This window comes from Maribellus mangrovi (assembly GCF_037646455.1).
In the GTDB taxonomy this organism is placed as follows: domain Bacteria; phylum Bacteroidota; class Bacteroidia; order Bacteroidales; family Prolixibacteraceae; genus Draconibacterium; species Draconibacterium mangrovi_A.
In genome coordinates this window covers 1,452,902-1,465,881 of record NZ_JBBIXN010000001.1, presented here as the reverse complement: position 1 = coordinate 1,465,881, position 12,980 = coordinate 1,452,902, and the positions used below count along the sequence as shown (strand labels likewise).

Below are 12,980 nucleotides of genomic sequence, written 5' to 3'. Positions count from 1 at the left end.
CGTTGATTGCTTAGAATTTATTTGGGACAATTCTGAAATTGTCGAATGCGATATCACAATCCAGGTCACCGTTACCAAAGATTAAAACCCGGGTCCAGTAACCATTTGGATTAACTTGCATCGTTACACCTAAATCTTCGTACGATTTTACGATTTCAGCATAAGGGATGGAAACGGTTCTCCATTCTCCACCTGTATCATAAGGCGGATTCCAGAGGTAAGCATCGTTCACTTCTCCTTCGGAAAGTCCGAAATTCAGTCGGATTACATTATTGTTGTAAGGCTTGAGTGTATTGATCTCGAATTTCAGATTATAAAGATCGGGATGCAGAATGGCCTCGTCAGGTATGTTTTTGCTGATGTCGCCCATTGCACTGGCCGGTCCACCCGCAACTTCCGTCCATGCCCAACTGCTCACTACTTTTTGTACCCGAATGTAATTCCCGTTTATTTTTTCAGGATCGCCTTCTCCGGGATTTGTTATCACATACGATTCATTCCACCAGCCGGTAAATGGATCGCTGCTGATAACGATGTTACGGTTATCGCGGAACATAAATGTGGATTGTCCGCTTCCGAAATTTGATTTCACGGTAATTCGTCCGGGGGATGTTCCTTCCGGTACAATCACCTTAATGGCTTCGTCCTCAACCGAAACGACTTCTCCTTCCATATCTCCTGGGAAAATAACCTGCAGCGGCTCGTAGAAATAATTTCCGTGAATTTCGGCTATACCACCGGCATTTACATACTCGCAAGCCATTGAGGTAACACTTGGCTTATTAATCGACACCGAAAAGTCGTGTGTCAAACTACTTCCATTTTTGAAGAAAACAACCATTTGGTTGGTCACCTCTTCAGGAACTTCCGACGGAACGCGAACCAAAATAGAAGTATTGGTTACGTATGGAATTGTTATCGTGGCCGGCAGGTTGTTAAATTCAATTGCAACAGCTTCTTCCAGGTTTTCACCAATTACAGCAATTAACTGGCCTTGGCCGGCACTGACCAGCAGAGAATCGGAAGCTTCCGGATCTGTAATCCGGATATAGTCGATTCTGGGTGTTCCTGATGTTTCATCATCACTATCATTACAAGCACTGTACACCACAGTTAACGAAAATGCTACCAGTGCAATATATATGTATCGAAATTTAGTTTTCATCATTCTCAATTTAAATTTCAGTTACTACTGTAGTAATCAACAGGATCTTCGGATAAGCTCGGCATCCCGCCCAAATCAGCGGTTGGAATAGGCAGGTAAAAGTTACCTTCTGTCGCATTTATCGAGCGCTCGGTATGCCATGATGTTTTTACGAAAGTCCAGGAATTTGGATCCGGGAAAACATCAGGATAAATCGCAAACAAGCCACGGTCCTGATTATTCAGGATGCTTAATGCACGGGCTTTGTCGTAGTAGAAAATATTACTCAAATCGTACATGAACATGCTTTCCATAGCAAATTCAAGTGTTCTTTCTTTGAAGATGTCATCTGCAGTGAAGTAGGACCGATCACCGGTGCCTGCATCGTTTGCAAGATTATTCAAACCTGCTCTGCGACGGATGGTGTTTACATAATCCAGTGCGGTCGCATCAGATGACTGTTCATTATTTCCAAGCGTTGCTTCAGCATAAATCAGGTACAATTCTGCCAGACGCAGCATGTAGGTATTATTCGGGTAATGCTGCGAAGAAGCTTCACCACCAACATCAACTGCTTTTCCAACGATGTACTTCTTGGTACAGGCAAAACTGGCATCGCTCGTATTGTTCGGATAAATGCATTCCCGCTGTCCAACAGTTCCGTCGTCGGTAGTATAATCCTGTGTAATTTCAGGATAATGTGCACCGGGCAACATAAAAGTATTGTACAAACGGGTATCGAGAGTAGCTCCTTTTATGGTATCTCCTGTTGTTCCTATCGGATTAATACCCTCGTACTGAGAAATGACGTACCAGGATGCACCGTAAGCACCGCCCCAACCGTCTCCGTTACCAATGTCGGAACTGTAGGCCAGGTAAGCCGGAGCTGAGTTGCTCGGGCCCCATGCATTTGAATATACCCACTGCAGTTCGAACAGCGATTCATTATTATTGTCGTAAGGAAATAAGAATAATGATCTGTAATCTTCCATCAAGGATTTGCCGCTGTTCTCGATAACATGCTGCGCGTAATATTTGGCACTATCGAGGTACATTTGATTTCGTTCACCTCCAACGGCTTCGGCGCCGGCTCGCGATAGGTAAAAACGAGCCAGCATACCTTCGGCAGAATACCGGGTAATACGTCCGGTGGCATAAGGTTGATCAGGGAGGTCTTCTGCAATTGAACGCATTTCACTGGTCAGAAATCTCCAGATACTTGTTGCTGTATTTCGCCTGATATCCGTAGAGTTCATGATTTCGATGTTATCGGTAATAATTGGAACCGGACCCCACGCCAGAACCAGATTTCGATAGGCACAGGCTCTCATAAAACGAGCCTCTGCTATGGCCATTTTCTTAATGTCATCAGAAACGGCTTCTGTGGCGTAAGTATTAATGTTGCGAATGGCCAGGTTCGACTGCTGAACCACGGTAAAGAAAGCATTCCATCCTGCAATTACTTCAGAGTTATCGCCGTTGGCATTAAAGGCACCAAATTCACGACTATTCCAGGGGGCCATCATTATGCCGCTTCTTAAATCTCCAATGCTGTATGATGCTTTATCGTTATAGTCGAACCACATGCGACTGTATAATGGAGCAGTTGCTGCAAGCACTTCCTCGTTTGTCTTGTAAAAATCGACATCGGTAAGTGCATCTTCCGGAGGTCTCACCAAGTTATCTTCAGAACAATTGGTAAGCATAAACAGTCCGATGAGACCTATTATTAACCAGTTGTATTTATATATTTTCATAATTCTGTTTTATCAAAAGTTAACCATTAAATTGAACGTATAGGTAGGCGTTAAAGGATAACGGCCTGTATCGATACCTATGGCCTGATTGGCACTTGAGGCATTACTGCCAACATAAGATCCAACCTCCGGGTCGTAACCGGTGTAATTGGTTAAAGTGTAGAGATTCTGAGCGCTTACTGCCACTCGCAGGTTCTTCACATAGTTTATTTTGTTTAACAAAGTTTTTGGTACCGTATATCCCAGCGTGATGTTTTTAACTTTCAGGTACGAGCCATCTTCAACCCACCTGCTCGAAAAGCGTGTCCAGTTGTTGTTAGGTCCGTATGAGATACGCGGTAAATCGGTTTCAGCATTGCTTATATAAGCTGCACCATTTTCGTCGGTAACCAGTTTTGCGTAGTCGATGGCGTCCGTCATGAGGTTACGGCCAACATTTATCTGCGACGGATTGGAGTTGATCATACGCACATAATTGTAAATATCGTTCCCGTAATTGAATGTGAGTAAAATACTCAAATCAAATCCTTTGTAGGTGAAGTTGTTGGTAAAACCACCAAAGAACTTTGGCCAGGGATTACCGATGTATGTACGGTCGTTTACATCGATAACACCTTCGGCACCGCTGTCACCTTCAACATTCTGATATTTGACGTCACCAACCCAAACCCCATCTTCACCAACGGGTAATCTGCCGCCGTTGGCATCGGTTGGGATGGCGCTGTTGTTGATCTCATCTTCAGACTGGAAGATCCCGTCGTACAGGTAACCCATAAACATCCAGGGAGCTTCGCCAACGGCAGTGCGCTGTGTCCAGTTGTTCATCCACCACGAGGTACGATCGAAGAATCCGAGTTCGCTATTCAGTTCTTCAACCTCTGTATTCACACCCGAGATATTAAAGTTCATATCCCACCTGAAATTGTTTTTCTGAATGTTGGTCGAGTTCACGCTTACGGCCCAACCTTTATTGCTGATCTTGCCTGAGTTAACGGTAGGTGAACCGGCGCCGCCATTGCCCGAGCTACCCATAAATCCGGGTAAGCTGGCATCGAAGATCAGGTTGTTGGTTGTTTTTTCGTAAACATCAGCTTCAATCTGAATGCGGTTATCGAATAAGTGGATGTTGATACCAATGTTATTGGTTAAGGTTTCTTCCCATTGCAAATCGGGGTTGGCAATTTTACCCGGTGAAAAACCGGTTCCCCACTCGGTAGCTGTTGTTTGCAGCGGAGAATATATGCCGGCGCCCCATCCTGAATTACCGGTTAAACCGGTTTCGAAACGCAGTTTTAGCTCATTCATAAAGGAAACATCAAACCAGCTTTCGTTGCTGATTCTCCAGGCTGCCGAACCGGCAGGGAACACACCCCAGCGGTTGTTGGCTCCAAAGTTGGAAGAACCGTCAGCACGAACAGATCCCTGAACAAGATACCTTTCGTTGTAATTGTAGTTGATTCTGAAAAGGTAGGATTCCATGGCCCACGAACTACTTCCGCCACTGGCAACCGAGGTACTCTCATCACCGGCATTCAGGTCGAGGATGTCGTTGGTAAGAAAGCCTTCACGGTAACCGGTGTTTTGTTTCCAGGTACCTTCTTTGTATTCGTGCAATGCTGTGGCATCGATATAATGTTCTCCAAAATTATTATTGTATGACAGTTGTTGATCCCAGCTGTAAAAGGTGCTAACGCTGGTCATATCAGTAAAGCTTGCACGATCTCTTACATACCATCCAATTTGCATTTTTGGATTAAAATAGATGGCATTACGGGTATTGTAGCTGCCGTTCATCGAGGTGCGAAAAACAAGCCCGTCAACAATGTCAGCCTCAAGGTTAAACCCACCGTTTAGTTCGCGGCGAACATTTTCGTTTGTTCTTAAACTGGCAATCGCAACCGGGTTGATCGGAGCATACTGGTTCGATCCTTCCTTGGTTTCGAAACCGCCCCAGGTTCCGTCGATATTTTTAACGGGTACCTGCGGTGTATTTTGTAAGGCATTGCTAATAACGCCCTCCGAAGAAGTGGTCAAAATTTCGTTGATTTGCCTGAAGTTGACATTTTCACGGATGCGTAACCACGGCAGTGGTTCCTGCGAAGTGTTACTCCTCAAACTGTAACGTTTAAATTCAGATCCAATGGCCACACCTTCCTGGTTTAAAATTTCAGCCGAAATGTAGTAGGTTGACGATTGGCCACCACCACTAAAACTAAGTTGGTGTTTTTGCATAGGAGCTTCTTTAAATAATTCGCCCTGCCAGTTTGTGCCTTCACCCAAAATCGAAGGATCGAGGAATTCTTCGGGAGTGGTTCCGCCAGCAATGTCATGAAATTCTTTCACCATTTGAGCGTATTCTCTCAGGTTCATCACATCTAAATGTTGGGGTGTTGTTTGAACGGAATACGAGAAATTATAAGCGATATCGGCATCGCCACGTTTCCCTCTTTTTGTAGTGATCAGTACAACTCCGTTGGTTGCTCTCGATCCGTAAATAGCAGTAGCAGAAGGTCCCTGAAGAATCTGAACATCTTCGATATCAGAAGGGTTGATACCTGCCAAAGCATTGGAAGAACTTGAATTCCCGTATTCAACAGAAGAGCCCGCTACCTGCAGGCCATCAATTACATACAAAGGTTCGGTTGAGCCGTTAATGGTACTTACCCCCCGAATGATCATTGACATGCCTCCACCGGGTTGACCTGAGTTCTGAGTGATAAATACACCAGCTGCACGACCCTGAAGCGCTTGCTCCATAGTCGTGTTCACTGTTTTTTCGATTTGATCGTTGGAAACACCAACCTGCGCAGTAGTAAGGTTGGTTTTTTTAGCCGATCCATAACCTACAACCACAACCTCGTCAAGTCCGGTTGTTTCAACTTCCAGCGGTACTTCAATACTCGACTGAGTACCTATTGTTATTTCCTGTGCAGTAAATCCAATAAAAGAGATTCGAATAACATCTCCCTGGCTTACTTCCAACGAAAATTCACCATCAGCGTTGGTTGCGGTTCCCCTGGTAGTTCCCACAATGGTAACAGTGGCACCTACAATAGGTGAGCTATCTTCTGCAGAAACAACTTTACCGGTAATTGTCTTCGTTTGTTGGGCGTCGTCTGTTTCGGCGCGCGAATACAGGCTGGAAGACAATAAAATCACGCTTAGCACTATGACCAGTGTGATTCTAAATTCAGAAAATGTCCTGTGGAAATTTCTGTTTAATAGTTTTTTCCTCATAGATTAATAGTTTGATTATTAGATTAGATAGAGAAATACTGATGAAGCGGATCGGATAATCCACGCTATGCATCAGGTAGAAGTAAAGATAAGGAATGATCGTTTCATAGTTTTAGATATTAATTAGCTTATTGTTTAATTTACAAGTTGTTCTTCAAGATAATTTATTTTTTAGAATAAATCAACTATGACAAAGGGAAAAATATTATATAGAATGATTTAAAAAATGGATTCGATTCAGAAATTCAGCTCGGGAGAGCATCTGCTTGAAGCAAAGTCCGGATGATTAAATCCAGATATTCATCATAGGCAGAGCGCACAGTTGGCGTTAATGAGTGGTGTTGAAAGTGCGCTTGTCGGTTTTTGATCCTTTTGCTGTCTTTTCGATTTGCTGCGGCGAAACCGGCATTGGTTTGATTGCCAGTTCGGGCAAATTAAAGGAAAACAGAAATGATTTGTGAAAGTCGGGATCTTTCTGAGGTAAAAGGAACGGCGAATCGAATTTTCCGTTTTCATCAACGTGTGAAAAATATGAATTCATAAATAGTCCATCCATTTGGCGGCTGCTAAACACAAGCCATTTCCCGTTCGACGACCATGAGTGATAACTTTCTACCTGCTTGCTGTTAACGGCATCGAGCGCTTCAATCGTCGAATCAGCAATGTTGTACAAGTACAGATCGGCTTCTTCGTTATAAGCCGGGAAATTACCGTAATCGGAAAACGTAAGAACAATGTGTTTCCCGTTGGGTGAAATGCGGGGCATAGTCAGGCTTTTGCCGGTCATTTCAGGAGTGATGAGCGTGTCCACTTTTTCGCCCAGTGTGGCTGTTTCCGGATCGAAATCGATGCGGCATAAGCTGTACTGAATATTGCGAATTTCGCTTGGCATGGGCGCTGCAGGAGCCGTAATGAAATACAGACTGCGTCCGTCGGGCGAAAAGCAGGGGAACGATTCAAAAGCATCTTCGGCATACAAAAGCGGCGAGGTGAAATATTCCTCTTTATCCACATCGTAAATTACCATGTCCGATCCCATGTCGAAGGCATGTGCACGTTCAGTTCCTTCGGTTGGAAAAACCTGGCGCACTTTATTAATCGAAAAAGCAATGTATTTGGCCGAAGGATGCCAGTATGGGAAAGAAACACTTTTAAAAGGTGTTTCCTTTTTCGATACCAGTTTTTTGACCTTCCCGTCCTTAATGATGAAAGTTCCAGAATTATTTTCACGGATGTGAAAAACCATGTTGTCGGGATTATTAGCTGCCAGTGTGTGACAATTCATGCATGAGTGCGGCATGATTGTATTATCGAGAATAGTAGTTTCCTCGAAACTGCTAAGCTGTCGCTGGTATAACCCCATTTTGTTCCAGGTTTGATAGCCGGGCGTGATCAGTCGGTAAAACATGTAATTATCGATCGGGTCGGGCGACACAAAATAGGAGAATGACTGGAACTGTTTCCAGGAATTATTTTCTGAGGTAAAAACCGTAAAACTTATGCTGTCGCCTTTGTTTTTATCTAGAAAGGCAGCCCATTCTTTTACTGGCCAGTTGGTTTTATTATTGCTGAATGTTTTTTTAAGCACAGTGTTTTTTCCTTGAATTGAAACATAAATCCGGTTGGCGTTTTCATCTACCCGGAAATTGATCGGTGCGATGTTGAAGGGGATCGTTGTCTTGTAATTTTGAGGAAAAATTGCAGGCAATTTATCGGTTTCAACGGCATTCTCCGGAACCGGCTGCGAGCAACTCCACAAAACGATTGATAATATGGCGAATAATAATAGTCTACTCATTTTCAAAATCAGTAAAATGTACATAGTACCAGTAAGTAGTACCAAACAACCTTTTCATTTCTTCGGGCTGATTGCTGCCGCCTTGCTGAAACGACTGCGCATAACGCTTGAGTTGCTGCTGCACTGCGGCCGAAACCGGGAATTGTTTTAATCCTTCTGGAACTTCTTCGTAAAGCGTAGCAATGTAAGCCAGTGCTTCCTGAAAAACTCTTGGAATTTCCTTGTAATCAAATGTATTAACCAACGGCAGGTATTTCAGGAATTCATCAAAATCCTTTCGCAAAAGGTACCAGCTCATCAGGTATTCGTAGGCCATTTTGTTTTGCTGATCGCTTCGAAGAAGAGAAACGAGCGCCAGATCATTTCGCTTGTACTGAAAATAAAAATCGTCGTGAACACGCTGCTTTCGCAGTTTCCCCCATTCGGGATGGGTGTTCACTTTCTCGTCGTTGTAAAGGTATTGTTTTGCATTTGCTGCCCATTTGCGGTAGAACAAAGTACGCTCGAGGTACCAAAGGTATCGTTCAGCAAGCTTATATTGACCGTCAATAATATAATTCTCAACTACGCGTTTTACTGCTCTCACCGGCATACTTTTATCGGGTGTCGACTCCATGGTTTCTATGCACAACATCTTCGAATAATTCACCAGGCCCAGGTAGTAATACGGTTCGTTGGCAATAAGCGGTGCCATTCCGCGAATGTTAAAAGGAATAAAAAAGTCGTTGGGTTCAGGATTAAAATGAAACAACAGCGTGCTCATTTGTCCGGTTTTTGCCAGTGCCAGGGAAATTGCCAGTTTCGCCTGTTCCCCAGTTGGGGGATCGGTTTCAGCCAGATCAATTATTTTCTCCCAATTCCGTTCGCGAACCAGGTTGTCGAAATGCATTTCCTTTTCTTCGGTAAAATTGGGAAGCTTTACCGATATCAGAAATAAAGTGGCAAACAGCAAAACACCCCATCCTGCATAAAACGAATTCACCCACTTCTCAGGAAGCCATCCGTAAATCAGCAGAAGTAACGGAAGCGAGATCAATATCAAAACGACAGGAGTTGGCATTAAAAAACTAAACTGGTAAAAAACTCTTGAAAAATAAGCACTCAGCAAATGATCGATAACAATAAAATGTTGAACATAGATCGGTATCAATACTGCGGGCACTATATAAACTAGCAGTACAGTAAGCAGCGAACGACTAGCCTGATATTTTTGTTCCGGTTTAAATTTCAACTGAAATTCGATCAGGACCGCAGAAAGTGCAAAAAGGATGAATGCGCCGCCCAAAAACCAGTAATTCAAAATCATGAGGATAAAACCCAATGCTGTTCTCCAATTTGCTTTTTTTACCTGCAGAAACAATACCAGCGACCAAACGCTCAAGGTAACAGCAACAAGGCCCGCCAGTTTGTAGTACCGATCGAAAAGCATAAAATGATATCCGATGGCCGGTAAAAACGAAAGCATATAAATTTCTTTTCCTGAGACCGCTTTCAATACCTTTTGAATACCAAAAACAAACAGGGTGAGCAAAGCCGAAACAATTCCACTGGCCAGCCATTTATTCAGAAAAAACTGGGTGATGAACTCACCTAAATAAATGGCAAGTCCTCCCTGAACAGCAAGGTGCTCTTTCAGATAATCGGCCGTAATCAGGAAAAGCTGCATTTGTTCTTTCTGCAGAAGATGATTGATGTAATAGAAACGCCAGAATACCAGCAAAACAAGGAAGAACAGCCCGTTCCAAATTCGGATAATATTTTTGTCTTTCAGCCTCGGCATTGATTACTCGCGTTGTTTTACATTGGTTCCTTTGGTGTTGGCCAGGTGTTCAACTGTGCGAACATCCAGTTCCACTTTTTTATTGATAAACTCAGGAATGTTGTACGAATAGAGTAACTCGTCGTAATAATTTGGATTTTTTTGTGGAAGCAAAAATGGTTTTCCACAATTGCCGTTTTCGTCGAGATGTGCAATAAAAGGCCGCGTGTACAAGCCGTTAATCCGGCGGCTGCTAAACACAAACCAGCGCGAGTTCGACGACCACGAATGATAGCTTTCAGTGTCGTTGCTGTTAGCCTCATCCAGCGGGTGGGTTTCGCCTCTTGCAACATCGTACAAATACAAATCGGCTTCAGGATGCCAAATCGAAAAGTTGCCGTAATCGACCAGGGTGAACATGATGTATTTTCCATCGGGTGAAGGACGCGGGAAAGTGATGCTTTTTTCGATGGCTGCTGCATTGAAAAGCGTGTCGATTTTATCGCCAAAAGTTCCTGTTTCCGAATCGAAAGCAATACTGCACAGGTTATAACGAACGTCCTTGTATTGCATGGGCATTTGTTTGGCTGCTGCCGAGCAAAAATACAAAGTCTTGCCATCGGGCGAGAACGACGGAAAAGTTTCAAAATGATCGTCGGTCATTATCTTATCGCTGTACAAGGTTTCATTATTTTTTACATCATAAACGATGATGTCCGATTTCGAATCGATCACTTCAACACGCTTATCTTTTGTTTCGTGAAATACCTGCCGTATATTATTTACCGAATAGGCAACGTAATCTCCACGGGGATGCCAGAACGGATAAACAAAATTCGAAATGGTTTTTGGTGTTTTGGTATTCAGGATCTTTACATCGCCGTCGGTCGCCAAAATAGTGCCGCCTTTTTTCCCGCGGATGTGCAAACTCATATCATCCGGATCGGTAAGCCGAAACGAGTGACAATTCACGCAACTCCCTGTTATCAGAGTATTTTCGATTATTGCATCCTGATCGTAAGAAGCCAGCTGGCGTTGATAAATACCCATTTTACTCCAAACTTCGTAACCCGGTGCAATAAGACGGTAGGCCAGTCCGTAATCGATCGGATCGGCACTGATATGGATTTTAAACGGAGCGTATTCTACCCATTTGTCATTGACTTTTGCCGTAACCGTTACAGTCAGTTCCTGTCCTGTGTTTTCGGTTAAAAGATCCGACCATTTCCCGGCCGGAAATTCGGCATGCGTTTTACCTTTTACATGGATTTCTCCGCCTGCCGTACCTTTTATTGAAACCGCAATTCCATCAGCCTGCTCTTTCATGCGAAAGTTCAGTGGCGCAATGTTTGCCGGTACCGTAACTTCGCGGTAATCGGGAAAAATCTCCGGTTGTTCATCGGCTTTCATATCCGGTTTTACCTGCTTCGAGCATGAGGTAAAAACAACAGTTAATGCGAGGACAAATATGTAGATGAATCGGTACATGTTTTATTTTTTTGGAGTTCTGAAATTGAGGTAGTACCAATACGTATCACCAAAGTCTTTTTGAATAAGAGAAGCGTTTCCTGTTTGCGCATAGCTCTTTTTAAAACTGACAAACCGGGCTCTTACCGTGTTACTTATCGGGTAGGAGATTTGTTTTGTCGGATCGTTGTTGGTGGCCTCCCAAATGTACAGCAAGGCTTCCTGGAAATGCTTTGGAATCACTTTATAATTCAACGATTGCGTTAGCGGGAAAAAGGTGATAAAATGTTGCAGGTCTTTTTTGAGCAGGTTGCTTGCCAGTAGGTATTCCAGTGCCATGCGGTTATTTTGGTTGCTTGAAAAAAGCAAGCCCAGCATATTCTCTTTTTCCTGTTCGCTAAACAGAAAATCGCCTTTTATCCGGGCTTCCCTCAGCCAGCCCCATTCAACGTGTTGTTCTACTTTTTTTTCGTCTTTTATAATTTCGAGTGCCTGTGTTGCCCATGCGCGGTAGTAAAATGTTTTTTGAAGAAGGTACAGGTACTTTTTAGCCACTTCGTAATTGCCGTTAATGATGTTAGTTTCGGCCAGTCGTTTTACTGAACGAACACTTTTTTGATAGTTGGGCAGTGCTTCCATGGCCTCAAAAGCAAAGCGCTGAGCGGTATTCACCAAACCCAGGTGATAATATACTTCGCCGGCAATGGTTGGAATGGTAAAATCGCGGGTGAAATCAGGGATCAATCCGCCCATACCATTCTGATAATAAGAAAACATGCGTTCGCCCAACAGATCCTGTTTGGCCAATGCCAGGTTTAAACACGTGACCGAAAGCGGACTGTTTGGTGCCTTCTTGTCGGCCAGTGCAATCGCACGATCCCATTTACGCATTCTGATGTGGAAATCGTATTCCATGACCTCTTCTTTCGAAAAATCGGCAGAATTACGAATGAATGAAAATCCGAAAAGTGAGAAAATGACTACCTGGCTCAAAAAGATGAAAAATGTTCTTTTCCAGCTTACCAACTGCGATAACAGGAGCAGCAGAAAAGGAAGGGCAAAAATTAATAATCCGATGACTCCTGTTGAAACGGGAATGTTAACCGGATAACGAAAGAAGGTTGTACCTACCCACAGTTTTTCCATGGGATATTGAAGCACCAGGGCTTTGGCAAAATAAGGCAAAGCAAGGGTGATTGCTGCTGTGCTTATCACTGCGATCAGTGCTTGTTTTTCGTTTCTGTTCTTTTCGAAAATTTTAGTGCCAATTACAAACAAGGCAAAAAAGATAAAGACTCCGCCTGCAAACCAATAAAGAGCAATTAGTAAGAGGATTCCACCGATGATCTGCCATTTCCCGGGTTTGAATAGCAGGTAAATATTTATAAATAATGCCAGCAGAAACATGGCTTTCAGACCGCCCAGCAGGTAATTTTCGTCGCACAGTAAATTCCAGTACAAAATCGACGGAATAAATGTAAACGGCATCCAGTGCGCCGCCGCACCTAATTTTAAAGAAGCCGACCAAACCAGGCGTTGCAAAACGGAAAGCAACAGTGCCAAAATTACTGCACCAATTTTTGAGTAAAAGTAAAATTGCGTGAAGAAGTTACCCAGGTAATCAGCCAGTCCTCCCGGGCGACTCATAAAATCGAAAAAATAGGCAGGTGTATACAAAAACAGCTGAAACTGTTCCTGGTAATTGAGGTGATATGGATAGTAATAGCCGAAGAAAACAAAAACCACAGTGCCAAAAATCAGCGTCAGCAGATCGTTCGGGCTAATTCTGTATTTCCATATATTTGGTTTCATCTTTCT

The 12,980-nt window shown here is 43.4% G+C and carries 7 protein-coding genes; all 7 read right to left on the bottom strand.

Translation table 11 applies throughout. The annotated features are described in order from the left end of the window. Positions 1-10: 10 nt before the first annotated feature. The 7 genes from WFY05_RS05535 to WFY05_RS05505 all read right to left on the bottom strand — a co-directional run bounded on the left by WFY05_RS05535 (position 11) and on the right by WFY05_RS05505 (position 12,974). Positions 11-1,165: a glycan-binding surface protein gene (locus WFY05_RS05535; protein WP_340111742.1), complete on the bottom strand. Its 1,155-nt coding sequence runs from the start codon at positions 1,163-1,165 to the stop codon at positions 11-13. 17 nt (positions 1,166-1,182) lie between these two features. Then, the gene (locus WFY05_RS05530; protein WP_340111741.1) at positions 1,183-2,901 is read right to left on the bottom strand and encodes a RagB/SusD family nutrient uptake outer membrane protein; all 1,719 of its coding nucleotides are present in this window, start codon (positions 2,899-2,901) and stop codon (positions 1,183-1,185) included. A 12-nt stretch (positions 2,902-2,913) separates the two neighbouring features. After that, positions 2,914-6,138: a SusC/RagA family TonB-linked outer membrane protein gene (locus WFY05_RS05525; protein WP_340111740.1), complete on the bottom strand. Its 3,225-nt coding sequence runs from the start codon at positions 6,136-6,138 to the stop codon at positions 2,914-2,916. A gap of 328 nt (positions 6,139-6,466) precedes the next feature. Further along, positions 6,467-7,936 carry a TolB family protein gene (locus tag WFY05_RS05520; RefSeq protein ID WP_340111739.1) on the bottom strand — a complete coding sequence of 490 codons (1,470 nt, stop codon included), beginning with the start codon at positions 7,934-7,936 and terminating at the stop codon, positions 6,467-6,469. Next, complete coding sequence (locus WFY05_RS05515; RefSeq protein ID WP_340111738.1) at positions 7,929-9,716, bottom strand: DUF6057 family protein; 1,788 nt, start codon at positions 9,714-9,716, stop codon at positions 7,929-7,931. The genes WFY05_RS05520 and WFY05_RS05515 overlap by 8 nt, the downstream gene beginning before the upstream one ends. A gap of 3 nt (positions 9,717-9,719) precedes the next feature. Beyond that, positions 9,720-11,183 (bottom strand): TolB family protein, encoded by a 1,464-nt coding sequence (locus WFY05_RS05510; RefSeq protein WP_340111737.1) that lies wholly within the window; start codon positions 11,181-11,183, stop codon positions 9,720-9,722. 3 nt (positions 11,184-11,186) lie between these two features. Continuing rightward, the gene (locus WFY05_RS05505) at positions 11,187-12,974 is read right to left on the bottom strand and encodes a DUF6057 family protein (RefSeq protein WP_340111736.1); all 1,788 of its coding nucleotides are present in this window, start codon (positions 12,972-12,974) and stop codon (positions 11,187-11,189) included. Positions 12,975-12,980 lie beyond the last annotated feature (6 nt).